The organism is Mesorhizobium sp. SP-1A, assembly GCF_032460275.1.
In the GTDB taxonomy this organism is placed as follows: domain Bacteria; phylum Pseudomonadota; class Alphaproteobacteria; order Rhizobiales; family Rhizobiaceae; genus Mesorhizobium.
In genome coordinates, this window is record NZ_JAVXZD010000002.1 from 262,523 (window position 1) to 287,689 (window position 25,167).

General features: G+C 51.0%; 30 protein-coding genes. 15 read left to right on the forward strand and 15 right to left on the reverse strand.

Going from position 1 to position 25,167, the window contains the following annotated elements:
- Positions 1 to 84: 84 nt before the first annotated feature.
- The 3 genes from smpB (at position 85) to QU595_RS09905 (ending at position 1,146) form a co-directional block, all read left to right on the forward strand.
- Positions 85 to 549 carry an SsrA-binding protein SmpB gene (smpB, locus tag QU595_RS09895; RefSeq protein ID WP_315921376.1) on the forward strand — a complete coding sequence of 155 codons (465 nt, stop codon included), beginning with the start codon at positions 85 to 87 and terminating at the stop codon, positions 547 to 549.
- Positions 550 to 585: 36 nt separating this feature from the next.
- Positions 586 to 867 (forward strand): hypothetical protein, encoded by a 282-nt coding sequence (locus QU595_RS09900; protein WP_315921378.1) that lies wholly within the window; start codon positions 586 to 588, stop codon positions 865 to 867.
- A 138-nt stretch (positions 868 to 1,005) separates the two neighbouring features.
- Positions 1,006 to 1,146 (forward strand): hypothetical protein, encoded by a 141-nt coding sequence (locus QU595_RS09905; protein ID WP_315921380.1) that lies wholly within the window; start codon positions 1,006 to 1,008, stop codon positions 1,144 to 1,146.
- A 148-nt stretch (positions 1,147 to 1,294) separates the two neighbouring features.
- Here the strand turns inward: QU595_RS09905 and QU595_RS09910 are convergent, their stop codons facing one another.
- Positions 1,295 to 1,801, reverse strand: coding sequence for a hypothetical protein (locus QU595_RS09910; protein WP_315921382.1), 507 nt, complete (start codon positions 1,799 to 1,801; stop codon positions 1,295 to 1,297).
- Positions 1,791 to 2,318 carry a hypothetical protein gene (locus QU595_RS09915; protein ID WP_315921384.1) on the reverse strand — a complete coding sequence of 176 codons (528 nt, stop codon included), beginning with the start codon at positions 2,316 to 2,318 and terminating at the stop codon, positions 1,791 to 1,793. The genes QU595_RS09910 and QU595_RS09915 overlap by 11 nt, the downstream gene beginning before the upstream one ends.
- 114 nt (positions 2,319 to 2,432) lie before the next feature.
- Here QU595_RS09915 and QU595_RS09920 point away from each other — a divergent pair, with 114 nt between their 5' ends.
- From QU595_RS09920 to QU595_RS09930, 3 genes are all read left to right on the forward strand, one after another.
- Positions 2,433 to 2,849 (forward strand): hypothetical protein, encoded by a 417-nt coding sequence (locus QU595_RS09920; RefSeq protein WP_315921386.1) that lies wholly within the window; start codon positions 2,433 to 2,435, stop codon positions 2,847 to 2,849.
- Between the two features lie 11 nt (positions 2,850 to 2,860).
- The gene (locus QU595_RS09925) at positions 2,861 to 3,889 is read left to right on the forward strand and encodes an ankyrin repeat domain-containing protein (protein ID WP_315921388.1); all 1,029 of its coding nucleotides are present in this window, start codon (positions 2,861 to 2,863) and stop codon (positions 3,887 to 3,889) included.
- Between the two features lie 72 nt (positions 3,890 to 3,961).
- Entirely contained in the window at positions 3,962 to 4,189 is a 228-nt protein-coding gene (locus tag QU595_RS09930) for a hypothetical protein (protein ID WP_315921390.1), read from the forward strand.
- A gap of 27 nt (positions 4,190 to 4,216) precedes the next feature.
- On the opposite strand, the gene QU595_RS09935 is transcribed toward QU595_RS09930, so the two are convergent.
- From QU595_RS09935 to QU595_RS09945, 3 genes are read right to left on the reverse strand one after another with little or no spacing between them, the layout of a single operon-like run.
- Positions 4,217 to 5,704: a BspA family leucine-rich repeat surface protein gene (locus QU595_RS09935; protein ID WP_315921391.1), complete on the reverse strand. Its 1,488-nt coding sequence runs from the start codon at positions 5,702 to 5,704 to the stop codon at positions 4,217 to 4,219.
- Between the two features lie 37 nt (positions 5,705 to 5,741).
- Positions 5,742 to 6,533 (reverse strand): nucleotidyltransferase domain-containing protein, encoded by a 792-nt coding sequence (locus QU595_RS09940; protein ID WP_315921394.1) that lies wholly within the window; start codon positions 6,531 to 6,533, stop codon positions 5,742 to 5,744.
- A gap of 2 nt (positions 6,534 to 6,535) precedes the next feature.
- On the reverse strand, positions 6,536 to 6,829 hold the full coding sequence (locus tag QU595_RS09945) for a hypothetical protein (RefSeq protein ID WP_315921396.1): 294 nt from the start codon (positions 6,827 to 6,829) through the stop codon (positions 6,536 to 6,538).
- 163 nt (positions 6,830 to 6,992) lie between these two features.
- On the opposite strand from QU595_RS09945, the gene QU595_RS09950 reads away from it, so the two are divergent.
- From QU595_RS09950 to QU595_RS09970, 5 genes are all read left to right on the forward strand, one after another.
- Positions 6,993 to 7,367: a MerR family transcriptional regulator gene (locus QU595_RS09950; protein ID WP_315921398.1), complete on the forward strand. Its 375-nt coding sequence runs from the start codon at positions 6,993 to 6,995 to the stop codon at positions 7,365 to 7,367.
- Between the two features lie 4 nt (positions 7,368 to 7,371).
- Positions 7,372 to 9,681 carry a VIT domain-containing protein gene (locus QU595_RS09955; RefSeq protein WP_315921400.1) on the forward strand — a complete coding sequence of 770 codons (2,310 nt, stop codon included), beginning with the start codon at positions 7,372 to 7,374 and terminating at the stop codon, positions 9,679 to 9,681.
- Positions 9,682 to 9,769: 88 nt separating this feature from the next.
- A complete protein-coding gene (locus QU595_RS09960) occupies positions 9,770 to 10,099 on the forward strand; it encodes a nucleotidyltransferase domain-containing protein (RefSeq protein ID WP_315923269.1) in 330 nt (109 codons plus the stop codon).
- A gap of 9 nt (positions 10,100 to 10,108) precedes the next feature.
- Positions 10,109 to 10,399 carry a hypothetical protein gene (locus QU595_RS09965; protein ID WP_315921402.1) on the forward strand — a complete coding sequence of 97 codons (291 nt, stop codon included), beginning with the start codon at positions 10,109 to 10,111 and terminating at the stop codon, positions 10,397 to 10,399.
- A gap of 291 nt (positions 10,400 to 10,690) precedes the next feature.
- Positions 10,691 to 11,527, forward strand: coding sequence for a prohibitin family protein (locus QU595_RS09970; protein ID WP_315923271.1), 837 nt, complete (start codon positions 10,691 to 10,693; stop codon positions 11,525 to 11,527).
- Between the two features lie 251 nt (positions 11,528 to 11,778).
- On the opposite strand, the gene QU595_RS09975 is transcribed toward QU595_RS09970, so the two are convergent.
- Complete coding sequence (locus QU595_RS09975; RefSeq protein ID WP_315921404.1) at positions 11,779 to 13,215, reverse strand: PcfJ domain-containing protein; 1,437 nt, start codon at positions 13,213 to 13,215, stop codon at positions 11,779 to 11,781.
- Between the two features lie 149 nt (positions 13,216 to 13,364).
- Positions 13,365 to 14,429, reverse strand: coding sequence for a hypothetical protein (locus QU595_RS09980; protein ID WP_315921406.1), 1,065 nt, complete (start codon positions 14,427 to 14,429; stop codon positions 13,365 to 13,367).
- 190 nt (positions 14,430 to 14,619) lie between these two features.
- Between QU595_RS09980 and QU595_RS09985 the strand changes: the two genes are divergently transcribed.
- Together QU595_RS09985 and QU595_RS09990 are read left to right on the forward strand one after the other, a co-directional pair.
- The gene (locus tag QU595_RS09985) at positions 14,620 to 14,973 is read left to right on the forward strand and encodes a hypothetical protein (protein ID WP_315921408.1); all 354 of its coding nucleotides are present in this window, start codon (positions 14,620 to 14,622) and stop codon (positions 14,971 to 14,973) included.
- Positions 14,974 to 15,219: 246 nt separating this feature from the next.
- Positions 15,220 to 17,874, forward strand: a complete 2,655-nt coding sequence (locus QU595_RS09990; protein ID WP_315921410.1) for a hypothetical protein — start codon at positions 15,220 to 15,222, stop codon at positions 17,872 to 17,874.
- Between the two features lie 31 nt (positions 17,875 to 17,905).
- On the opposite strand, the gene QU595_RS09995 is transcribed toward QU595_RS09990, so the two are convergent.
- Both QU595_RS09995 and QU595_RS10000 read right to left on the reverse strand, forming a co-directional pair.
- Complete coding sequence (locus QU595_RS09995) at positions 17,906 to 18,400, reverse strand: hypothetical protein (protein WP_315921412.1); 495 nt, start codon at positions 18,398 to 18,400, stop codon at positions 17,906 to 17,908.
- A 9-nt stretch (positions 18,401 to 18,409) separates the two neighbouring features.
- Positions 18,410 to 18,877 carry a GNAT family N-acetyltransferase gene (locus QU595_RS10000; RefSeq protein ID WP_315921414.1) on the reverse strand — a complete coding sequence of 156 codons (468 nt, stop codon included), beginning with the start codon at positions 18,875 to 18,877 and terminating at the stop codon, positions 18,410 to 18,412.
- 109 nt (positions 18,878 to 18,986) lie between these two features.
- On the opposite strand from QU595_RS10000, the gene QU595_RS10005 reads away from it, so the two are divergent.
- A complete protein-coding gene (locus QU595_RS10005) occupies positions 18,987 to 19,469 on the forward strand; it encodes a hypothetical protein (RefSeq protein WP_315921416.1) in 483 nt (160 codons plus the stop codon).
- Positions 19,470 to 19,646: 177 nt separating this feature from the next.
- Here the strand turns inward: QU595_RS10005 and QU595_RS10010 are convergent, their stop codons facing one another.
- The 5 genes from QU595_RS10010 to QU595_RS10030 all read right to left on the reverse strand — a co-directional run bounded on the left by QU595_RS10010 (position 19,647) and on the right by QU595_RS10030 (position 23,866).
- Complete coding sequence (locus QU595_RS10010; RefSeq protein WP_315921418.1) at positions 19,647 to 20,054, reverse strand: hypothetical protein; 408 nt, start codon at positions 20,052 to 20,054, stop codon at positions 19,647 to 19,649.
- Positions 20,055 to 20,072: 18 nt separating this feature from the next.
- Positions 20,073 to 20,543, reverse strand: coding sequence for a hypothetical protein (locus QU595_RS10015; RefSeq protein WP_315921420.1), 471 nt, complete (start codon positions 20,541 to 20,543; stop codon positions 20,073 to 20,075).
- Positions 20,536 to 22,716, reverse strand: a complete 2,181-nt coding sequence (locus tag QU595_RS10020) for a hypothetical protein (RefSeq protein WP_315921422.1) — start codon at positions 22,714 to 22,716, stop codon at positions 20,536 to 20,538. Before QU595_RS10020 ends, QU595_RS10015 begins: the two co-directional genes overlap by 8 nt.
- 368 nt (positions 22,717 to 23,084) lie before the next feature.
- Positions 23,085 to 23,477 (reverse strand): hypothetical protein, encoded by a 393-nt coding sequence (locus QU595_RS10025; protein ID WP_315921423.1) that lies wholly within the window; start codon positions 23,475 to 23,477, stop codon positions 23,085 to 23,087.
- An 11-nt stretch (positions 23,478 to 23,488) separates the two neighbouring features.
- The gene (locus QU595_RS10030; RefSeq protein ID WP_315921425.1) at positions 23,489 to 23,866 is read right to left on the reverse strand and encodes a hypothetical protein; all 378 of its coding nucleotides are present in this window, start codon (positions 23,864 to 23,866) and stop codon (positions 23,489 to 23,491) included.
- Between the two features lie 280 nt (positions 23,867 to 24,146).
- Between QU595_RS10030 and QU595_RS10035 the strand changes: the two genes are divergently transcribed.
- On the forward strand, positions 24,147 to 24,455 hold the full coding sequence (locus QU595_RS10035) for a hypothetical protein (protein ID WP_315921427.1): 309 nt from the start codon (positions 24,147 to 24,149) through the stop codon (positions 24,453 to 24,455).
- Positions 24,456 to 24,518: 63 nt separating this feature from the next.
- Here the strand turns inward: QU595_RS10035 and QU595_RS10040 are convergent, their stop codons facing one another.
- Positions 24,519 to 25,082, reverse strand: coding sequence for a hypothetical protein (locus QU595_RS10040; RefSeq protein WP_315921429.1), 564 nt, complete (start codon positions 25,080 to 25,082; stop codon positions 24,519 to 24,521).
- Between the last annotated feature and the right edge of the window lie 85 nt (positions 25,083 to 25,167).

Genomic DNA, 25,167 nt, shown 5'->3' on the forward strand with positions numbered 1-25,167 from the left:
AATCAACCCGAGTATCACAAAATAAGTTTGAATAATTGGACAAATAAGGTATTTATGCTGGCACAAAATAAAGGATCGAGACTTATGACCGCTGTAAAACACAAGATTGTCGCCGAGAACCGAAAGGCTCGCCACAATTACGATATCGTTGAGACGTTCGAAGCGGGCATCGTGCTGACGGGCACCGAGGTCAAATCTCTGCGTAATGGTTCGCCCAATATCGCTGAATCCTACGCCAGCCCCGAAGGCAATGAGATCTGGATCATCAATTCGTATGTCCCCGAATATACGCAGGGCAATCGCTTCAATCATGACCCGCGTCGTCACCGCAAGGTTCTGTTGAGCCGTCGCGAAATTACCAAGTTGCAGAATGCGGTCGCTCGCGAAGGCATGACTATCGTTCCGCTGAAGATCTATTTCAACGAAAGGGGACGCGCGAAGGTCGAGCTGGCCATCGTGAAGGGTCGCAAGAATCACGACAAGCGCGATGCCGACAAGAAGCGTGACTGGCAGCGGGAGAAGTCTCGCCTGCTCAAGGCCAACAGCTGAGACGAATGAGCCAAAAACAGATCATGAGGAGCCACAATGGAACGTGAACGGATCAAAGTCGCAAACAATGACGTCATTGGAGCAGCAATCGCTCGCCTTCATTTCTGCAAAGCAAATGCGGACGGGTTTCTCGTCGATAATGATGGCAATGAGTATCTGATCGACCGCTTCGGCACCTATGCCTGCCGGACGATTCATCCAGCCGAGGAAACGCTGGCAGGCCTCCAGCGTGAGGTAGAGGGCGTCGCTTATGATCGACTGACTGCAGAAGAGAAGGAAAGGCGGAAGTCCACTTCTCCGTGGGCGCAGGTGCGCTAGAGCCAGAAGAAGGATTAAAACAATGGCTGAAGAAGATTATAACGACGTAAACTATCTGGTTCTATGGGCGTCGACCAATCGAAAATTCGTTGTCGCTCATGTCCAGTGGTTCGACAGGAATGCTATCCGGAAGAAAATATGTACGCGCTGTATAAGGACGAGACGACTGCGGACATCGTCGCCCTGCTCCTGAACAATCTGGTCGACGGCAACAGCCACTCAGCACAGACGCTACTTCAGACTGTGAAGCTGACCAAGGAAAAAGGAACCAACTGGTAATTAAGGTCCCGACCAGCAAAAATGAAAAAGCCTGCCAGGCATGAAGTTTGACAGGCTTTCTTGTCGTTTTATGGATGGCCACCACATCTGGAGTGCTGAAGTCGCATGCGTGTGCGCGCGACCGCTCGCGAACGTCAAATCTCAGGCTTCAAGGCGTAGGAGATGCGACTTCCTCTGGGATGAAGCGGCCATCGTAGCGAGTGACCTCGCCGTTCTCATTAAATGACCAGGCGAGATAGCCATGTTCGTGAACGAATTTGAGCGCGGCCTCCATTTCGAACCCCTCGATGACGTAAGGATTGAGGCGGCAGCTCTCACCAAACGTTTTGTAGTCGCGGGAAATCGCCCTTATGGCCTTCTGGAAGGCCTTGGAGGTGTGACGAAGAGGGCAAAAGACGACTACGAAGGCATCATTCTTGCCCGTCGCCTCATTCATTCGGCCTTCTGCATAAATCCAAAATGATCGGACACCGTGAATGTAGCGCAGGTCGTTGACAATAACTTCAGGCGGGGTTTCTGCCAGAACCTTATTGACCTGGCGAACTGAAACGTTCTGGCCGTTTTCGACGTCAAAAGCGTATTCCGCGATCCTGTTAATGGAGTCGCCTGCGAGCCATTCATTCCAGATGCTAAGTTTGAATGCTTCACTTACCATTCGCGCGCTCCGCCAGCTTCTTTGCGATTTCGTCAGGATTATACCGCCCGTCGTAGCGAATGGCGTCGTCATTTTCGTCGACGATCCATGCGAGATAGCATTTCTCATGAGCGTATTTGATCGCGTACTGAATTGGAAGGTGCTCGGTGATGGATAAGTCCAGGTTTCCAGTGTCACTGGTTGACTGAAAATCAATCAGGATTTTTTCCTTGATGTCATCTGGAAGCTTGCTTATGCCCCCTAGGGTGAACACGACGATAAATGCGTCTTTGACGCCAGTGGCAGGATTGACCCAGTCTTCCAGAAAAATCCAGAAAGCTCGCACGCTGTAGATGTGACGCGGATCGTTCCTATATTCATCTGGGAATCCGGCATCAATAATTCTGTACACGTCATTTCGGGTGACTTTTTCAAGATAGCCCTCCCTGCTATGGACGATTTCGCTTGCAATTACTGTCTTGTCGATGCCTTCCAGCACCATGTCCCAGATATCGTGTTCGTAATTTTTGATTGCCATTTAATTTGATCCTGATTACCGCAAATTCTATGCATGTAGCCTCTATTAATCAAATAAAATGTTGACCAAATATATAATATTCATTATGGATTGAGGTTCGAAAGGGGAAGTTTAATGTCGAAGGCAGTCGAGGAAAAGCTGAATAAATCTGAAATCCATACTGTGGTTTTGATCGTCGTTGTAATTGCTGTAGCGGTCGGGCTTGCTTTGCTTGAATTGAAAAGGGATAAAGAGCGCTATGCTCTTGAAGCTATGAAAATCCATCAGGTAATGACGGGCGAAAAATATGTTGCTTCGTGTGAAGCCATTAGACGTATCGACACTGGCGTTCCAGTGAAATCCACAAAGTGTTACGGTACGGCAACCTGCGCAGCCACCGATAATGAATCCGGCCTGACTATCTACAATGCCATGAGCGGTCAGCGCATCCAAAAGCTTCACGCCACAACCGATAGGATGAAACCTTATTACAGTTATGGTGCTGATTATCAGGAATTTCACGATATCTGCATCGCTGGCGTGAAGGCGTAAGGGAGAGATTCATGTCAAAGCTGATCCTTTCTGATCTGCAGAAAATTGCCGCGAACGATACGCCAGAGCTGTTTGACCTCAAAGCCATGAAGACGAAAGCTTATCGAACGCTTACGAGTCTTAGTGGTGTAGTGGCGCTTCTGACCATTGCTGGTGTCGCAGCTCGGATCGAAGGCTTTCCTGATAAGGTTTTGACGCAGACGCGGCATTTCTCATACGTCCGCAAGGATGGTGTCTGGAGCGTCCAGTTCGACCCGTTCAAGGACGGAATCTACGATCTTCGTGAAACCAGTCCTCAGAACCCGATTGGCAAGGCGGCGAATATGGAAAAGTGGGTTCTAATGGCTATGGGATGCTATCCAAGCCAGCAGGTTGCTGCGACCATTCTTCCGTTTTTCTATGCTTTCGAGGACGGTGATTTTTCTCTGTTGCCTGAAATTCTGAATGCGGTTCCGATTGAAGTTTCTCGCCGTGTTCTGGGTCACGGGCGCAATTTGACGGATGCGTTTGGCATTGAAGATGTCGATGGCTTTATCGCCGCTTACAAGGGATGGGCGGCTACAGCAAATCTTGATCTCGATGAGAAGCTCTTGCCCTTCGATAAGCGCTTCCCTGTTTCGATTCAGGCTGCAATGGATAGCGATGTCAGGTTCATCAAAGCCTTGTTCGATCTCGGGGCTTCGCCGAATGCTGTCGATCCGATTGGCATGACACCATTGCTCTATGCGATCTCGTATCAGCGTCAGCCATACGTCGAGGCAGTCGTGAAAGCGGGAGCGTCTCCAAGCCTAACGACCTCTGTTGGTTCATCCCTGCATGCCCTGTCCTGGCGGCTAAACAGTCGAGGCATCCATCAATGGGGAGACGTGGACGGCGTGATCGAGGTTGCCAAGATGCTGATTAAATACGGCGCAGACAAAATGGCGGTCAATGATCGCGGCCAAACGGCGGTTCAGGAACTGCGAGAAAGCGTGCTCCTTCGGGAGACCAGTCCCAAGAACAAGAAGGTGCTCGAAGCGCTTGTCGAAATCTTGAGCTAATAGAACCAATCGGGGCGGTCCAAACGGCCGCCTTTTTCATGCATGCAATCATTCAATCGACGAAGGTGTAAAATGGTCTCGAAATTGAAATTCCCGATATCAAATGCTCAATCCGATATGGTCTCCCTCAAACAGGGCTGGATTTCCGATTTTGTGGTCAGCTTTGTCGTCGCCTCAGTTGCGGGTTGGCTTCTCTTCAATGGAGGGAACGCATTCGCGGAACAGGTGCTGCTGGCAAGTCTTGGTATGGCTGTGAGCGGGTTCTACCTGGTGCGCGGATGTCGTCGCTTCAATGCCTGACATCAGTGCTTGCGTTGAGGCACTCCTCTAGCAGCTTGGTGCCTGCCCCCAGCGAGGTTTCCGAGTTTCCTCCCATGACGACGCTCCTGAATCGAAATGATTTGGTTTCGAGGTGATGTGTTGGACGTTCCAGCAACTGAGATCGTTATTAAAGGATTTGGCGTCATAGAACATAGTATCCATTTTTGAAACGTTCGAAATGTTCCAGCCACTGATGGGTTTATTAAAAGCGTTGGCAGCGTAGAACATACTTTCCATGTTCGTCACCTTTGACGTGTTCCAATTTCCAATTGGTTGGTTGAAGACACTCGCTCCCAAGAACATCGCGTCCATGTCCGTTACCTGCGATGTATCCCAAGCGCTGACAGGCTGATTGAATGCGATGGCTCCGCCGAACATACCCGCCATATTCCCCACATTCGAGGTGTTCCAATTGCCGATAGGCTGATTGAATGAGACGGCTCCGCCGAACATGCCTGCCATGTTCACGACGCTCGAAGTGTTCCAGTTACCGATAGGTTGATCGAATGAGCTAGCGTAAAAGAACATGGTGACCATGCTTTTTACTTTCGAGGTGTTCCAACTACCAATAGGCTGATTAAACGAGATGGCATTAAAGAACATCGTCTCCATGTCTGTTACTTTTGACGTGTCCCAGTTGCCGATAGGTTGGTTAAATGATTCTGCGTTGGCAAACATGCCTTTCATGGTCGTAACGTTCGACGTATTCCAATAGTTTATATTTCCATTGAAATCCGTTCCGGAAAATATCCAGGACATGTCTGTAACTTGACCTGTGAAAACCTTGTGCTCACCGTCAGCGAGCGTAAATGAGGTGCCCTCAAGCACGATCTTATATCCATTGGAAACAGCATGCCAAAGCAGGCCGTTATCGACGATCAGCATGCCGTTGCATTCACGATCAGTCCCAACTTTTCCAATGTTTTCTGGGTCATAGCAGGCGACTTGTTCAGCATAGATTGACAAGTCATATGATCTGCTTGCGGGTCTTTTCGCATCCTTATGCGATGCGGTGATCGTTATGGAACCATGTCCAGCTTGGGTCGGAATACCAGAAAGGACACCGTTATTAACGACTAGCCCTGTGGGAAGGCTGCTGACGGATATCTCAAGGTCTGCGCTGGAAACATCGCTACGCCCACTAACAGTAACCAGGGATGTCAATGGTACAGGGGTGATCTCTTGCCCGATGTAATATGGCCCGAACGTGAAATCATTAAGAGTGATTTCTAGAGGATGGTTTTCCTTGTCCGTCGCGACCTTTTCGATGAGGACTGGTTTGGTTCTGAACAAGAATTTAGTCTCAGCCACGGAATGGCTGATAGTGAGCGCAAGGAAGCATGCCATTCCCAGGCCGTGTATGACATATTTGTTCAGCATAGCAAGTTCTTCAATTTGGGTCGTTGAATAATAATTCCGCCCTGAATAAAAGTAAACTTTAGAAGGAATTAGTTGTTTGAATAACAAAAAAACGGGCACCGAAAATAGCGACATCTCGTTCACATCGGAGCCGTTTATTCTGCCGCTTTGACTAGCGCCCGACAGGCTCGTTCGTCTTGGCAGGGGCTACAGAATTTGCGCTGAGGTCGACTCGGAAATGTTCAGCTGCCGAGAAAACCAGATCTCCAATCGCCTTGTTCGCGTTTTTTGACCGAAGATCGAGTGCCAGCCGCTCTTCGGATGTCATCTCGGCGCGACTATCATTGCCTGGCGCATAGAGGTCGAGGAACGTCAGTGTAGCGAGAGTTGCCTTCCAATGATGAGTCTCTGGAACAAGCCCGAGCTTCCTTGCGAGACTTACTCTCCCATGTTTGCGGACATCGAAGTGAATTCGTTCAGAGGTCAGCACCAGAGACATAAGGCTATTCACAGCGAAATAATGCATGTCGCCACCCGAATGATCTCGTGCAGTGAGACATTGGGCGGCTTCCCACATGCCGTGGGCATGGCGAATAATGTTAGCAAGGATTTGGTTGCGGATGTCACGCTTGAACAGAAGTGTACGATCATCACGAATGCCGAAAGGCAGCGTGTTTTCGACGAGAGAAGTGTCGGAAAACCAGATGTATCCTTCAGATACGATCTGGACGTCGAGTGACGTTGCATTCTTAATTGCGGACTCGTTTGAATATTCATCGATCTCATTGATGCGATGATCGTCAACAAGGACGAGGAAATCCCAATCGCTGCCTTCTTTTGCAGTTCCACGATGGCGACTGCCGAACAGATAGACTTCAACCGGATCGTAGAGTTCGACAATCTTATCCACTACCGCCTGCACGTCTGTCTGCTCTTCGGCGCTCAAAACTTCGCTTAGCGCCATCGTCAGACCTTCGGTTCTGAAGCTTCGAACTTCACACCAGCGCACAGGCGTCCAGACCATTCGCTAGAGATGTCTTCGTAGAGCGGGTATACGAAGTTGTCACCCTCCCACCGACCATCGCTGATGTAGTCATTCTCGTAGACACCCGCCCGATCCCGATCATTACAGTCATAGCCGTACCTGTCGTAGCCGTCATCGTCGTAATTGACGTCGTCCTTGGTGTTGTTCTTGTTCCACCAATTTTGATCCTTCATATACGAAAAAGTGACAGTAGGCGAATATTTGCCGACACCCATAATGGCTCTCCTTGTTTGGTCGGTACTTATTAAATAAAGGCCTCAAAATCAACATTTATTCGGTGCATTTGAAAAATAAACGACAGCGAACTGTCTTTTATGATTGACACCGTTAATTCTATGCGACACCCTACTGTCTATTAGATGAATTACGGACTGGAAAATGTCGGAAGAAGACGAAATTTCGATTGAACGGCTCGAAGAACTAACGGGGGTTCCGCGAAGAAATATTCGCTATCTGATCTCCGAAGGTGTCGTCCCCGAGCCTCATGGGCAAAAACGTTGGGCGCGATATGGGCCTGAACACATTAATTCGCTTCAGATTTATGCGGATATGAAGAAATCGGGCGTCAGTTCCCTCGATATTATTCGAAGCAAAATCCTGAGTGCGGCCGAAGACCTCCCTCCCCTCGTGCTCAACGACATTGAAGGGGTGGAAATCAAAATCGATCAGGCAACGCTCCAAAAATTGGGTGTCGAAAATCTGATCAAGGAAATCACTGAAACAATCCGGCGCGAAGCCGTCAAGAAAGGTTAAATCGATGCCTGCAATTGATATCAAGCACCCTCTGGAAACGTTCATTTCTCAGCGCACATGTGCCAAGCATCCGGTGCCTCTGAAGAAGACCAGCTACGACATCGAAGTCGTCTCCGGTCTCGCAATCGTTCGTTCGACCCGTGTGTTCAAGAACGTCGAGGACCGTCCTATTGAAGCGACGATGACCTTCCCGGTTCCGTTCGACGCCGCCGTCTATGAAATCCAGGCCAAGGTCGACGGGCGTATTCTGACTGGCAAGGCTCAGGCCGCTGTCGAAGCTCGCGAGACCTATGAAGCTGCAATCGATGACGGCAAGCGTGCTGTTCTTCATGAAGAACTCCTGCGCGGTCTTCATATGCTCTCGGTCGGCAATGTCGCACCAGGCGTCGAGATCGAAGTCACTGCCGCTTATGTGGTCCCGGTCGCGCTCACCAAGGGCAACGGATCGTTCCGTATCCCGCTGACGGTCGGTCAGATCTATGGCGTCACTCCGCTGGAAGATAGCGACAGCATTGCAACTGGCGGTGACGTTAAGTCGGTATCTGTGACGATCAAGGCCGATAGAGGCACTATCCAGATCGGCGGTAAAGACGTCCCCAAAAGAACGAAGGTGCAGTCAAACCAGCCAATCGAGGTTCGTGTCATCGGTCTCTATGAGGACAAGCCATCGTCGCTATCGGGTGTCTCTGCGGACGGCAAACTCGTCAGTCTGGATTTCAAACCGCTCGCCAAGGTGAAGTCGCCGCTCAACATGCATTTGATGCTCGACGTGTCAGGTTCGATGGGCGAGCGCGTTACCTCTAACGCCAACGGCGATAAAACCAAATGGGAAGCCGTCTTAGGCGGCGTCGATGAAGCGACGGGTGAAGCTGTGAAGTCTTCGGATCGCATCACGGTTTCGACGTTCGCAAGCCATTGCACCATTCATGGTTCAACTACTGGCGACAATCTCAGCTCCTATGTTCGATCCCTGCCATTTGTGTCTGGTGGAACCCATCTGCCGGAAGCCGTCGCCAAGGTTGTGAGCCATGAAAGGGAGGCCAATATCCTTCTCGTGACCGATGGCAAGAGCTGGAACAAGATCGATGTCCAGTCGGCAATTGCGAGCGGCGCACGTTTCACCGTGGTTCTGGTCGGCGAGGATTCACTTGAGATCAATGTCGGCTATCTCGCTGCCATGACGGGCGGCCAGATGTTCATCGTCCGTGGCGCTAACGTCCGCAAAGCGATCAGTGCGGCCATCAAGTCGATGCGCAACGTTTCGTCGCCGATTGTCCCGATCAAGGCAGCGCCTGCCCAGCTGACGCGTCAGATTGCAGGTGTTGAGATCAATGCAAGCTGGAAGTCCATCAAGGGGTCAGCAGGCATGACCAATGATGCCGTCAAGCAAGCGGTTGGGGCCTTTGCCGCAAGTCTTGCAGTCCAGGCAATGGAAGCGGAAGCTGGTGCCGTTTACGCGGCCGAAGCAGGTCTTGTGACCCATCTGACGTCCATTGTTCTCGTTGACGAGGAAGCTGAGGCAGTCGAAGGCATTCCGGCGACCCGCAAGGTTGCTCTTCCTGATCCAGCGACTTCACGTGGTCTGACGGCAATGCGAGGCATGACGTACGCAAGCGCGGCACCTCAGTCTTTCAACCTGGTTGCTTCCAGCGCTGGCGCATCCCTCATGTCTGCAAGCCGTCATGTTGAGGCCAAGACTGTTATGGCATCGGCCGCCAGCGGAATGTCAGACGCAGTAATGGGCGCGCAGCCTGCAGGTTGGGGTGGTGCAAACCCAATTCTGGTCGGCATGGGGCCTCTGATGGGTGGCAAGGACACGACGGCGGTCAATCCTTGGAACGACTTCTCGCAGATTCCAGACCCGCAGCCTAGTCTCCCTGTCGTTCCTTCGAAGCCGAAGAACGATGAGCTGACTGACTACAAGCTGGATATCGACGACTACGCCAAGAAGATGCTCGGCCTCAACGACGACTTCCAGTTCCCTGGCCAGTACCTGAAGAAGGCATACGATCCGAAGGCCGTCGCCCAACTGGTACTGCACGACATCAATTGGGAAGACGCGCCGGATCTGCTCTTGAAGGGCGACATCAGCCGCCTTTCGCGGACGACGCAGGCTCAGATGCTCGGTCTCTCTCAGGAAAAGGCCATCAAGAAGCTCGCGAAGTCCCTGAATGTCACGGAAATGGTTGCCTTGATCGCTGTTTTGGCTAATAAGGTCAGGAACCGCTCTGCAGCTCGTATCGCTCGGGCGGTGCTCGCAGACGTCAAACCAAAGAAGTTGGCGAATGCGAATGAAGCGTTGGGGTTGTTCTAAAAAAAAACAAAGGGGTGCGGGAAGCCGCGCCCCTTATTACATTGGCCTAGGTGAGGCCAAGCGTGAAGACGAGAATGGGCGATGAAAAATTCAGTCTGCTCTATCGAGGTTTGCCGAAGCCGTATCGGGTGAATGGCAGATCGATAGCATTTGGCTCTTTGGAAGCCGTGCACGCGGTGATGCAGGACCTGACAGCGACATTGATGTGGCGGTCGTCCTGAGCGGAACTTCGGCGGAATTTGACTATTGGGCGGTGAATAACAAGCTTTCTGGTATCGCATATGATGTGATGGTGGAGACTGGTGAGCTGGTTTCACCGTTGCCATTGTGGCGCAATCAGTGGGATGATCCGAGTATTCATTCAAATCCATCCCTGGTGAACAACATTCGTCGTGAGGGAGTGGTTCTTACGATTTAGGAGATAGCAATGTCGGATCTAACTGAAAACCTGTGCGGAAAGACCATCGAGAACCTGGAGAAATACGATCTCTCAGCCGAAATGTTTTTCACAGACGGCACTTCTCTGGATGCTTCCGTCAGCGGCACCGAGGAATCCTGGATCAATGTGGATAAGGACGACCTCATCGGAAAGACAATCGCCTCTGCGGAGATCACAGAGACCTCGCTCGAATTGAAATTCGATGACGGATCATCCGCCAGCATCGATGCATCAGGAACGGAATTCTCCTGGCTGAACGTTTCGGGCTGCAATCTCTGAAAAGGGAGCGGGATTTAATCGGTGAAATTCAGTGTAGGCGGGAATTTCCCGCTTTTTTCACTTAATACAGAGATAGTCACCATTTATTTCAGGTCTCGGAATTAAACGTTGAATTATAAATATCGTTTAATTAAGTATCCCCTAGCGGTAATTTGTTTACCGAAACAACTAGGAGAAGGATATTTAATGAGAAAAGACATCGGTTCAGTTTCTGAGTATGTGTCAACCAAGAGCTGGGGCTTCGGTCTCAAGGGCGTTTTGCTCACTTGCGCGGCAATTATCGGCCTTATTATGCTTTTTTCGTCGTTCTATACGATTGATGAAGGCCAGCGCGGGGTTATTCTTCGAAATGGTAAGGTCGTCGGCATCGCTGAACCAGGTCTGGGTTTGAAAATTCCGGTTATTGATGCGATCTCTCGCGTGTCTGTTCAGTCGCATGCTATTCAGTACCAGAAGCTGGAAGCTTACAGCCGTGATCAGCAGCCTGCTACGCTCAACATGTCAGTGAACTTCAAAGTCCCTGCCGACCGTGTGCAGGAACTCTATACCAAATACGGCAGCATCGACGGCCTTCTAAAGCGTCTGGTTGAACGTCGTGTGCAGGAAATGTCGAAGACCGTGTTTGGCAAGTTCAATGCCGTTACCTCCATTCAGGAACGTTCGCGTCTGAACCATGAAGTTTCTTCGGCGATCAAGGAAGCCATCGTTGGTCCGGTCGAAATCGAAGGCGTGCAGATCGAAAATATCGATTTCTCGGATGCCTATGAGCAGTCCATTGAGCAGCGCATGCTCGCCGAAGTCGAAGTCCAGAAGCTCCGTCAGAACGCAGAACGTGAAATTGTTCAGGCTGAAATCACTGTGACGCAGGCACGTGCAAAGGCAGACGCTCGTCGTGCAGAAGCTCAGGCGCAGGCAGATGCTGTTAGACTGCAGGCCGCTGCTGAAGCAGAAGCTGTCCGCGTCAGGGGTGAAGCGGAAGCGACCGCTATCAAGGCTCGTGGTGACGCTCTCAAGGACAATCCAGGTCTCGTTGCTCTAACTCAGGCAGAACGCTGGAACGGGCAGCTTCCGGCGACCATGTTGCCGAACGGCTCGATCCCGATGCTCAATCTGAAGACGGCCGAATAAATAAGGCTTCAGTTATCGTTACAGAGAAAAATGGTCGCCCATGGGCGGCCGTTTCTGTTTTGGGAGCAATATTTTCATTAATCCTTGACAGCGTCGGCCAAAAATCGAACCTTAGATCAGTGATGGACAACGAGGCTTTCAGAAATGGACGCCATCACAAGCCCGCCCTAGAGGCCAGTATACCACGGTAAGGGGCACTCGTTCGGCGGTAACGCCATGGAAAAGGCTCCTGATGGGGCCTTTTTTGTTGCTTACATGGATGGAGACATGCTCACTGACTTCACGTGTTCCAATTGCTGACGCAAATATCCGATGGTTACGATGACTTCCCTAGGGGCGGAATTGACATTTGGCCGACGATAGACGGGTTCAGCCTCGGGCGGAATTAATGACAAAATTTTTGCGTCAGAAGGGTGCAAGGCAATTGAGGGATCGAAAAATAATGGAGATGAGTTCGGGATACAAATCATCATATCCTCTGATAAGCCTTCCGGGATCGTGTCCACTAACTCATTGAGCACCAACATTCCGCATTTGAGGTCGGATGGTATGTCTATGATTCCTGTGTCGTAAGCATAGATATCACCACCTACGTTTAAGCCGTTCGGAAGGCGCTCCAAGCTGCTGCCTCCAAGGATAAGGTCTCCTCCGATTTTTAAATTATCAGGCAATTCTGTAATCTGACAATTTGCTAGCATGAGGTCGCCTCCAACCTTGATATTCGGCGATATGTACTCGATGTCTGAATCCTCCAACGAGATGTCAAATGCAACATCCAGGCCGTCTTCAAGACTCTTGATGCGAGTGAAATCCAGTGAAAGATTTCCTATGACTTTGAAGTTTTTTGGGAGCGCGGAGATGTTCGTCTCAATGAAGTCGATATTTCCATCTACACATAATTCATCCGGGAAAGGTCTATCAAGCGAATGGAAATTGTAGTCGCTGTCGTAAATCCCGCCCTGCTTCGCAACATCGTTGCTCCAGCCCAATTTTCTGTCTTTCAGGTATGGAATAATCAGACCGAAATATTTCGGAGCAGGCGATTTGTTTTGTTTCCCTTGGAGCTGGACCACGAGGTCATCATGAATTTCTAACGTTGCATGAGGCTTTCCCATTTTGTCTCGCAGCGAAAGGTACTCGACCTTGCTGTCTTCCAGACCTTCATCGTAGGCCCCATTGCCGATGCAGTGCTGCATGTAGGCGCTTTCGCGATCCAGTGCGGTCGGCGTCAGCATCTGCACGATGTGATAGCCTTCTTCCAGCACTTTGATTAACCGCTCCTCACCTGCGGACACAGTGGCTCCAAGAGATTGCTGTGCCTTGATGCGCATGGCTTTGTCGGCTTCGTCGTGAATTTGAGTGAGCGAGCTGAATTTCATCAACTTCTTGATGCGGCCCATGTCGTCGAGATTATGTAGCCATGGCTCATTGTTGATCTTGGCAGCCTTTAGCCAGTCTACAATGTGCCGCGCCTTTTCGTCTGGCAGAATCGAGCAATCGAGTTCTCTTTCATCCTGTTCGTCGAGAGCGATGCTGGCTTCAATGAACTCATCCTTCTTTGCCTGCTTCAGCATCACTCGACCAATTGAAAGCGTGAGTTCATGCTCGACCGACGCGGCGTCGAACTTTTTCACAATGCGAGCAATTTTTTCGGCCACCAAGGCAACCAGTTCGTCATGTCGGGACATCGTAATTCTCAGGCGATCTTATTATGGCTTGAGGCTAGCTCGATGGCTGGCCACCCACAAACGCCGCCCGCACAAACGAATGAGACCGCCAGCATTTCGCGGGCGACCTCTTGGGTTAGGCTTACCTGTAGTTCCTAGTGCTACGCCGATCAGCCTGGTTCGCCAACCAGCGCATATTGCTTTTCGTCCTTCTCATTGCGCGTTACGTGAACAAGCGGTGAATAGTTCGTAGCAATGTAGATATTCATTTTCGTGTGGCCCTTGGACAGCAGGAAGTCGCGCAGCGGGCGGAACGAGGTGGTAATCACCTGCTTCAGGAAGTCCACCGTATCGAATTCGATATCGGTCAAACCGCCCTGCTCTCCCTTAAACCGGATCGTATCGCCGTCGATATCGAAATGACGGCTTTCGCGTAGATATCGCTCAACGAGATCGACTGCCGGAAAGGCATATTTAGTGCCTCGACGTGTCAGACCATTATGCATGGCCTTAGCCAGTCGCTTGACGTCGACTTCCCTGTGAACGGCAAACACCTTCTCGGCCGAGTTGATTAGGAAGTTGTCGCGTTCCTCGTACATGAAAAACATCTTGTCGCCATCGTGATAGACCCATGACGTTGGATCGATCTCGATTGCCTTGCGGTAGTATTCCATCAACAACGGTGCTGGATCGATGAACCCGACAGCTGCGATGCCCAGAACGCCTGGCAGGGTGCGTGTGGAGCGCATGATCTTCTGGTAGACCTTTGCTTCGGCCTTGGACGTGATGAAGCATTCATCGGATCGAGAGACGGCCGGACGCGTCAGTTCAATGAACTTGCAGCCGAAGAAGGTGAGGCCCTTGGCACCGCCTAGGTCCTGAATGAGATAGATCAGATCCTGCAGACTGGTTCCGAAAGCGTCGCCGATCTCAGCCTTAATCGCTTCCTTGAGTTCGGAATAGAGCCAGAGTGATTTCCGACCAATGACCTTGTTGCAGGCATTGAGTGTTGGAAGCAGGTCGAGATTTGCCTTGCTGAGCAGCGACTGCTTTAGAATCTGGCGGACGCGTTCGCGCGTGCCGATACCGAAATGTTGCGCCGTAGTTTCCAATGTTGGAGCAACTTCGCCCGTGAAGCCGTAGTGATACAAAACGACGTCGATGTTCCGCTCTACCATCGATTTCGGAGAAAGATTTTTGTCGAGAAAGTCGACAATCTCAGTCTTAATGGGCATTGTAACTCCTATTTCTACATCAACGTCACTCCTGCAGATTTTGACGTCATGATATTTCGGTCGAATATCTATTTAATTCGAATTATTTTGTCAATGATTTTCAGTTGTTTTTCATATGAACGGCCACAATTTCCCTTATTTTGTGCACGGCAACGCCGTCGAGTAAAATTCTCCCGTGGAGATCGTCAGGATGAATAATGTAACCCGGAACCAGTGCAGTGAACGCGAAGGGCGAAGTCATCATTCTTCGTGGATGGTGACATGCTCGATTTTCGAGGATTTCTTAGTTGCGGATACGAGCATCGTCCTGTGTGCCACAGACGGTAGCACCCACGACAAAACCTACGGACATCTGACGCTGGAAACTGTTCGCAGGAACGGTCGGATCATCGTCGTCCATATTGATGAACATGGTCAGCCTGGTGCTGCCTTGCTCTGGAGGTGCGCCGTGGACGCTGATGTGGCGATCAAGGATTTCCTATCTGAGGCATATGTGATCGAGCGACCAGCCACCGCGGATCTCCTGGGAGATGGTGCACAATAATCGTCAAAGCTTTAGCAGTGCAATATTTTTGATGTCTCCAGGTATGCGATGGAATGCCGATTGAAAGCACTCGATCTGGCTGATGGCGAAGGCCTAGCCCGCGTTTAAAGATTGAGATTATCAGATATCTGCGGCTTTACGGCAGGCATGAGCAGACACAAAGAAATATTTGAGAATGCGTTTTTCGACTGCTTAGTTCCTTGCACTAAGCCTGCGTATTGTAAAAAAAACGGAGTCAGAACACCCATGAAAATTACACCAAGAAATCACAATAAAGCCGCCATACAGAAGCATATAACGGATTTTTGCACATGGTTTAATGAGGCATCTGTTAAAAAAGGCCTCGGTATTCAACTAGACGGTTCTGATGTCAATAAGAGTATTGAAGCAAAAAGAGGCAGAGAAATAGAGGAATTAAATGATGCAATGCAATACCACATGGTCCACAAGGAGCAGGTACTTACGGCTGTAGAGGTGATACATAACACGATTGAAAATCCAGGAATGTCTGGCCTTGTAATCGGGGCGCTTCAATCGGGCAAGACTGGAACCGCATTCACAAGCCTTTTTGCGGCTCCTATCCACTATCTTAAGTCTAAAATTAGCTATGTCCCTATGTTCCTGACGACAAATCAGAACAGCCATCTTCAGCAGACCCAGGATGCCATGCGTGCTTTTTTCAGGCTGTATGGCGATATTTCGATTATATCAGACGGCCGAAAAAACAGCCTCATTGACTATTATGGAGAATACGACGTCGATTTGGCCGAGGCTTCCGATATAGAAGAAATAACTCTGGAAGATTACTCGTACGCACTTGTCAGAGATATGTATCCTGGCAAAGGCAAGGACGTGGTTTCCGCTCTTGTCGAGGGAATGACGGTAAAGAGGCAGAACAAGGACATTAACACGAAGATCAGGTCACTTTGTGACAAGGCAAAGAAGAATGGTCATGGCGTTATGTTGATAGTCGACGAGCCTCAGTTCGGTGCAAGCGATAGATTTTCGCGAGACGGTAAAAACGTAAAATGCCTGCTTTCGAAAATTATCGACGAGATCGATGATGACTTCTTCTCGCCCTACACTCCTAATTTTATGGTCGGGCTGTCTGCAACTCCATTTGATTCCGCCAGAATCGACAGCTTGTTCAAAGTGCGGCAGAGGCTGAACGAGAATTATATAGGCCCAAATTTTTTCGACGGCCAGGCAATTGATCCGTCGATATCCAATAAAGCTCCGAATGTGTATTCCTTTAGCGATATTGGGCATCTGCTGGAGCAGAAAGATTTTACAGAACTGTCATACCTTCTGGGCAACAGAGAAAATCCTATTAACTCAAAGTATCAATCGATAAAGGTCGCAAAGGACGGGAATAAATCTTTCAGATCAATGTCTGAAAACCTTCGGCATGGAGCGGAACTTGTCCGGACGCTTTTAGATGCTTTGGTCGACGAAAAGGAAGAAGCCTATCCTGATGACCATATAGGAGCACTATTACGTTTGAGTAATAACAGATACCAGACTGATGTGATACTGGACGAGATGGGTTTGAATAGCCCTGATTCCCCTTACAATGTAATTAGATTTTATGACAACAGTGAGGATATCAAGGAACTGGTTTGGCGTCATACGAAAGATGATCCTAGGCCGTATATCGTCGTGGCAGTCGGCAAAGGCCGAATGGGGGATGCGTTCCCGACTGGCTGCTGTATATCGATGGATCTCACTCATAAATCGAGTGACGCGAACGCCTTTCTACAAGGTGTTTTTGGCCGTATGTGTGGCTACGGAAAGAAAGAGCCTGTTGTTATCGTCTCGGACCTGAATAAAGAAATGTGGCAGGAATACAGCACCACCTTGGGACAGATGGCAAGCTTCAAATCAAGCAGGCATGCCGTTGAACGAGTTGTCGAAAAAGGTAAAAATAAAAAAGTCAGCTATTTCATGATTTCAAACGATATGATTGATAATGAGCCTGCAGACAGTCCGTTGCATATGCTGCGGTTCGAAACGGTGAGATATTTGGAATCGCAAAAGCTGTCACAACCGACAAGTAATCAACATGTTCCCAAGCGATATGGAGACGATCTTTATCTGAATCTTCCTGAGATTATGGAAAAATATAACATAATCGAATACGTGAGAGAAAACGCTCATCGATTAGCTCCGGAACTCATAGGGGATATCGAAATCGTGCCCTTTAATGAGCAAGTCGAGCATATTTCAAATAAGAAAGACGACAATGGCATTCGGCATCGGTCGATGCTTGGGTACGATCTCTCGGATGACAAAACTCAGTGCCGAGTGAACGTTTCCAAGGCAGATGAGAGAGCTGTAGGCAGGTCTCGAAGCCAGAATTATGCGGTGCCGCATCAGTCTATTGGTAAGGAACGTGGCTCCATTACACCCGTTATTACGGTTGTGAAGGAGAATGAAGCTGGCGAGAAAGTAGAGCCGGATCAGTTCGGAAAGTTTGTTTTTGAATCAATCCATTTTCTTTTGAAGAGACAGGTCAAGCATTATAACCCAGGCGTGACTGAATTGTCGCCTGTGCTAGGGCATGCCTTTACGGATGCTATGTCAGATCAGGAAAAGGCCTCTCAGTTCGGTACATATTTGCATGCGGCTATGCTTGGCGGCAGGAAGGAGCTTTCTCTCCTTGAAGCACTGGGGACTGATCAGATGCAGCGGAGTCTAGGCAATTTGTTCGACAGGAATACACACACTTATAGCGTATATGATGATGTGATCGTATTCGAAAACATTGAGACCGGGGCAATTGAAAATAATGTTGGCCCAGCCATTATTCGCCTTAATGACTTCAAGAACGTTATTGGTGAGACCATCAAAGCGGAGCCGGAATTCGAAGAAGAAGTCCTAGAACGGTCTTACAGCATGTAAGGAAAGGCCGCGTTTTGCGGCCGCCTCCCCTTTAATTCAGAACTCGCGCTATCAATTCGGCACGCACGCGGGCATCTTCCCCTGCCCTGTGTGCGGTACCGCGCTTTTCATCGATCTCGGCAATCCACTTGTTCACCTGATCCCGAGTGATGCCTCTCTCGTCTGCGAGACACTGCAGTAGTGGGAAGAACTCGACCGCCTGTGACTTGTAGCCGTGATAGGAGATCGACATCAGACGGTCCAGCAAAGGGCCGTCAATGAAGACAGCGTCGCTGACCAGCGTGTATTTCTCCGTCAGCGCATGAACCTGTCTCGCCAGCGAGGCCGCGTCCAGACCTTGCTCCCTCGCCTGCTCCCAGAGAGCGTGGTTGAAGATCTTTGTGCGGTCGATCTCCCAACCTGCAGTCGGCCGGATCAGAGCTGACTTCGGAGCCTTGCCTGGCGGGCACATGCCGATCTCAACGGGAAACATCCGTCCGTTTGTGTCGGTCTCGGCCTCAAAATCTACGAGCAGATACGGCTTCATCGCAGACGCTCACGGCTGAGGGTGGATGGCGAACATGTCGTCATCCAGCGGATCGGACAGCTTCATTTCCAAACTGGGGAAATCGGCTCTCAGGCGTTGGATCAAAGGCTTCAGATATTTCTTGCCTTCGTCTGAGAACGAGCTGAACTCCAAAATCTTGCCCTGGGCTTCGACGTGTTCAAACCCGCGTTTGAGAAGCTCTGTGGCGATGCCTTGGTTCTGATAAGCCTTGTCGACAGCAATATGTTTCAGCCAGATAGTGTTCTGCTCCCAAGGGGACTGCTGGAGAGCGAGGTCGCCGATCACCTTCCCTTCGGGTGTGTGGCAGACGAAGTGCTGTTCTCTCTGCATCTCAGTGACGTTGAGGTACTTGATCCGCTCAAACAGATTGCGGTTCGAGCGCGGGCCTTCATGTACGAAACGACGATACATCGCGGTGCCGTCTGTAAAGGTATATTCAGGTGTAATCTTTGCCATCGCTCGCGTTCACTGGTCCAGTGATGACCATTCTAGAGGCGGGACAAGGGAACAACAAAGCAGAATTTTTGTCGTTGTGCCGATGCGATTGGTGGTCGAAAATTCGGATATGGAAAAACCCGCCACGTCGAGATTCATGTCATGGGGAGCGATTCTTGCCGAAGATTTCGGCGAGAAGACAGCGCTTGTTCAAATTCTGAATCCTGGAATGATCCCGTATGATATCCGATGCGAGCGGCAGCTCGTACTCAGTTTCTGGGATCGCACGGAACTCGACTTCAAGGAAGGTGCTGTCGCACGAATGTTCGGTGGGAAGCCAGATTTATGCGTACGGCTGCACCGGACTTTTATGGGTGACAATGGCGGTTGGCCATGGCGACCTCCATTGGCTGACGATGCGAGGCGGATCAGGGAATTCGTCGATGCCGTTCCAGAAGGATGGGACTTCGTTACAATCTGCGAATTCGGTCGTTCCAGATCGCGGGCGGTCGCGGAATGGATCGCTGGCCGTCGTAAGATTGAAGCTGTCGGTGATACGAAAAAAGGAAAGCCGAATGCCCTGTTGGCTGGCCTCCTGGCGTCGGGGTTTTGAAGAGTGAAAAAGGGCAGCGAAATGATCTCCGCCCCTGTTTTAATAATTCTGCGAAACTGGTGGGATAATTAGAAGCTCTTTGGCTTGAAATAAATAGGGAATGTGCCCATCATTGTCACAACAAGCCCCGCCACGCCTCGGGCAGAGCTTTGGCTCCGCACTGCGCACCCCGGCGGGTTACTTTTTAGATGGCTTGCCTTCCCGTTCCGTCTCTCCAGTGTGGATATTCAGCCATTCGCCATTGCCTTCGTATTCGAGGGTAAGCGTCGTTTCAGATTCCCACTCTGCCTGATTGTCCGCCCACTCATTCTGATTGATACGGGGCTTCTCGAAGTAGTCGAGCTTGTAATTACGTTTCGCCCAACCCTTGGCCAATGCGAGGGACGGAAATGCTCGGTTTTCCATGCATTCGTCCATTTCCACCCAATCCCACCAGGAGTCTTGATCGCGTGGGCTGACGATGTCGCTTTCGGGGCGATCAGGATCTATCTCTCGTGCCTTGGCTATTTCACGAGCGCGCCTTTTGTCGAACAGGGCTTCCGCCTTGTTCCCGTTCAACCACTCAACATAGATTTTCTTTGGCATCAGATCGCCTCCCGGTCGTTATCGTAGAGCGCCCATGACTGCGTCTGGTAATGGCTGGGTCACTGGAATGTCTTCTCCGCTCGCGACCTGTCCATCTGCCAAGTCAGCGCAGAAGGAATAGAGCTGGTCGGTGCCGATGCTCAAGTCCAGCGAAATCCGCTCGCTCTTGGCGAAGATCGTCACATCGCCATCGGCATCGAGGCCGATGAACAATGATGGCATCCAGCCGCTGCTGAAGTTTGCTCTCAGGAAGGTATCGGTGGCATCCCTGACTGTGTTCGGCATCGGAACGCTGTCCGGTCCCTTCCAGCCAGCCTCTTTGGCGGCCAGATGATCCAGTCGCTCGATAGCCGCTTCAAGCCGGACTTCAGCCAGCTTGCCGGGGATAGCAGTTTCAATCGCGTCGACGACAGCTGCAGAGAGCTGGTCGCCGATCTTGTCGAAGATTTCGCGGCTGTCGATGTTCGCCTGCGTGATCGGGTCATTCATGTCCGAACTCTCCCATCTGTTCGGCCGACATCACATCAACGCCCTTCACGGTCTCCAGATCGAAGATCGTGTCGGCTTCGAAGCGATTATCCACGATGGTGCCGCGAGCCGTCGCATGCACCAGCAACACATCACCGAGGGTCGTTTTCGTCGCTGGAAGGCTCAGGATCGCCTCAACCTTCTCCTGAAGAGACTGCTGCGACTTGCGGACATTATTATGGATTCTGGTTCCGCCAGTCAGGTCGGCAAAGACGACTTCGTTGGTTTCGAGGTCGAAGATGTGCGCAGAAATCTCGGACGCAGGCGTGTTGACGTCGAACTTCAACTGGACTGACTCTGGCTCGAACTTGCGACCGCTACGCAGGCTGTCGCGCTCCATGAACCCTGCAAAGCATGGGAACGTGTTGAAGCCTTCGCGACGGAACGAGATCAGGTGTGACAGCACATAGCGCACGCCCATTTCTCGCAAGCGATTGGGTACGAAGTCGACGAACTCGGCCGCGCCGTTCGGTGCGTTCTGAATGTCACCGGAATGCTGAATCTGAAGATCGTGGTTTGACAAATCCCCGTAGTAGATCGAGTCCACGACGTCGAAATTGGCGTCGTAGAGAACTGCAGACAGATCGACGTCCACGTTGCCCTTCCACCACGTGAACAGGCGAATGACCGGAGCGTCGCCCAGCGGGTAACGGCTTCCCTTGACGACCGATACAGATGTCGAGGAGTCAGCGCGGCGATTGAACGGCACGAGCTGCTTGAACAGAATCGGGTCGATATAGACCTTGCCGAGATTTTTCATCGATGAGAACCGATTGTGCAGCTCGTGCCTCATATCGGCCAGAGCAATCTCAACCGATGCCTTGTTGAGCGCCTGACGCTTGTCTTCTACCACCTTGGCCTTCGTCGTGACCCCCTTCGGAATGAAGGTACGCTTCTCGCCGCGTACAACGCGGGTGGGCAGGTACTTGCACATGGTGAAGAGGACGTCGGTCGAGAGATTGCTGACGACCTTCGTCAGGTTGGCCAGCACTTCGCCCTGCCCGTCTTCACCAGCGTTGAGCAGCATGAAGTCCAGCTTCCGGACAAAGTCGCCTGGCCGTGCCGTCAGGAGGCTTGCCAGCCCCTGCTCGCCCGTGATCGCCTTCGAGCGCGTCAGCTGTTCTGACTTCGCATTGAACGTCGTAAAGCCCTCGCCATTGCTGCGAACGATATCAGCCGACTTGGCCGCGTTTGGATAGCGCTTGCGATTGGCTTCCGATCCCGCATGAACCGCATGAAGCAGTCGCTTCCACTTCTCACGGTGGCGCAACATGTCTTCGGCCGCATTCGGCATGCCATTCAGGATATCGAGCAGTCGCTTCGCGTCACCGCGCTTGATCGACAGGCGCGTGTTTCCCGACAGGGAAAGATCGGCTTCGTTGTCCGAAAGGAAAGTCGCGATACGAAGAACGTCGGTTGCGCCCTTGAACAGGTGGCGCACCTTCTCGACGTCGCCCTTGGCAACGAGATAGGCCAGAGGCAAGTTCTCGCGATAGATCTCATTCGGGATCGCGATGTCGCGTGTCTTGACCACTTCCAGAACAAAACGGCGCTCATCAGCCGATAGTGAGGAATTGCGTGCCACCAGCTGTGTTGCTGCCTTGGTGATGAAGGCGTCGTCAGCAAGGTGCAGGACCTTCAGAGGCGTGATCGAGTTGAAATCATGCTTCGGGAGCGCGTCGTCCTGCAGTTCGTCGACCTGGAACTGGCAGACAGGGCAAGCGCCGAATTCTTCTTCCACATTCGGGAAAATCGAAGGGTCGATAACGTGACCGCACGACAGCATCAAATGATTGCTGTTTTGACGACCGAAAAACGTGTTCTGAACATGCTGCATAACGCGCTTATGCATGTATTCAAACTGATCCGGCGTTGAATATGGGAAGCCCTTAAAGAGCGCCTGGTAACGCACATTTGCGCCAGAAATTTCGCCAAGAGAATTGAGGGTGAAACCGCGAAGGCCAATAAAGGCATCTTCCGAGAGAGACGATACGGCCTTGATCAGCTCCGGCGCGAGCGTATAGCCGAATGCGGCCACTTCAGCATTGAGGACATGGCCTCTGGACTTGCTGACAGGCTCCGCATCCACATTCACATGCAGGCACTCGAAAAGCTTGATCAGTAAATCGTTCATCTGAAAATCCCCTGGTAGGTGAGCGGAAGACGTAGCGGATAGCTGGATCAGCACAAATGATAGAAGGAAGCCCTTCCATGGGTCTCCCGCTCAGACTGTCTGATTACATATTCACGGATTATCTGTCAACGATAATTGGAATTATGCGCAAAATAAAAAAGACGCTGACCGAAATCAGCGCCCTTTTTACACAAAACAAAGGAGATCAGAGGAAAAAGCGCGAAGCAAAGCGAACAGCTAAGTTTTCATCCAAAAGAAATTAGAAGGAAGCACATCCATGGGCCTCACGCTCTATCCATAAGCTAATTATTGGCTTCGAAACTGTCAATGATGAAAATTCAAAAAGGCAAAAATAATTCACGGCCAGATTAAGGGAGCCGCGCCAGCATTGAAGCGAATGGATCGTCGATTTCGTCAAAATCCACTTCATTGTAGGCAAAGAGCGAGCCGAACTTGTCGACAAATTCGACGTAAGTGAGTTCCTTGACACCGATGGGCCTTGGGGTCGCTGTTAAATCGGCAACGCCCTGGTAATCCGTCAGCGGAGAATTGTCCTCATGGGTGACGACAAACGCCAGTCCGGAATGCGTTGAAGGACGCCCGGAGTTGGGAGCTGCGCGCAGGATTGTCTTCGGAGTGGCAAATACCTTGGTCCCGTTTGCTGACAGGATCAGATGCCCTTTAAAGCCGCACTCGATCTTGGTGGCCTCGGTATCGTGGGACAATTTCAGCAGAGTGGCTTCCAGTTCATGCGCATCCATTTTGCATTCCTTCAGAGATAGAAGCAGACGTTCTGCTGAGGTTTGAGTTCCAGCTCATCGAAGTGGCTCCCATGATGATCTGCGAATTGATCGAGTGTGACAATCATCGGAGAGCAAAAGCGTTTGTCGCCCTCGAAATTATCGACTGCCTCGCCTTGTTCATTCAGGAAGAAATAAGTGACGCCAAATTCTTTCTCGAATTCGAATTCTCCGATTCCATATGAAAGAACACGCTCGGAAATATTGTTCGGGGCCGTATAGAGGGTGACGCCGTCCTTTTCCAAAACCGGATAGCCCACGACATTCCTGAATGGCATGGGAGGCATACCATCTTCGTAATGACCGTGCCATTTCTCGTATAAATATTCTTTGACATGTTCCTTCGACATAATGCCCTCCAGTTCGATCTCAGGATCGCATGGGAGGTTGCAAGTCAGGAGTTCATACGGGCGAAGTGGTTCGGTTGACCAATTTTCAGGTCAGTGATAGTGCAAATATCGACAACGATTTTGGATGAGAATGTTGCAACCTGGTTCGATATCGAAGGGCAGCTTTCAACACAATGACGGCGGTCGTAGTGCCGCTGGATTCAAAGGCGACACAAGAGACTGCGTGACACGGGCAATCGCCATTGCGACTGAGCTTCCTTACAAGGAGGTCTATGATGCGATGAACGATCTCGCCAAGAATGCGAAGATCACAAAGCGCACGCCAAAAAAGACATCAGCCCGCACAGGCATGTACCGTGACGACTATCAGCAATTCCTGGAGGCGATTGGCTGGGAGTGGGTTCCGACAATGAAGGTTGGAAGCGGCTGTCAGATGCGACTGAACGCCAAGGAGCTTCCGTCTGGACGTCTGATCGCAAAGGTCTCAAAGCACCTGGTCGCTGTCATCGACGGCGTAGTTCACGACACTGAAGACCCGTCTCGTGGCGGGACCAGGTGCGTGTACGGCTATTTCCGCAAGCGCACATAATTTAAAAGGGCCCAGTCTCTCTACGAAACTGAGGCTTTTTTTGTTGAAGGACGGAGGTCGGTATTACAGCATGGCCTCGACTTCATCGCTGACTACGAGTTTCAGTCCGAGTTCATTGGCAATCTCTGTAGCCGCCTCGTAGACCGAAGCGGCGTGCTTTTCAAAGTTCCAGAACTCGAACATGTGGTAATCGCTCGGTCGTCCATCGGGGGTTACGCCGCTCTGGTGGAACGGGCTGGCCTCACGCGGTAGCTTGATCGTCGCAAGGACGCTGAACCGCTCTGAAAGATCGACCGTGACATCGGACTTCTTGAGCGTCCTGAATTCAAGCGCATAGCCCTTGTCGGGCAACGGGCGGCCGAGCTTCAGGATAGCGTCTTTGCACAGAGGTTCAGACTTCGACACGCTGTCGATCATGTTCTGCAGGGCAAAAATCGGCTTGGAAATCGCGTCGAGCAGCTTGTTGCGGTCAACGCCATGCTCGGTAGCGACCTTGTCTGCCAGCTCGTCAAGGATGGCAATACGATCATCGGTCGACGTCGTAGCTTCCGCATCCATGCGCGGCTCGTTCTGGAAGGCGGTAAAGAAGGCGCTTGCAGCGGCCTTGAGCTTGTCGGATTTCGACATCGTAAACTCCATTGATTGGCCTTCAGAGCGGCCAGCTCGCCTATGTAGGCAAAGAGGACGGATCGCTATGAAACCCTGTCCTCTG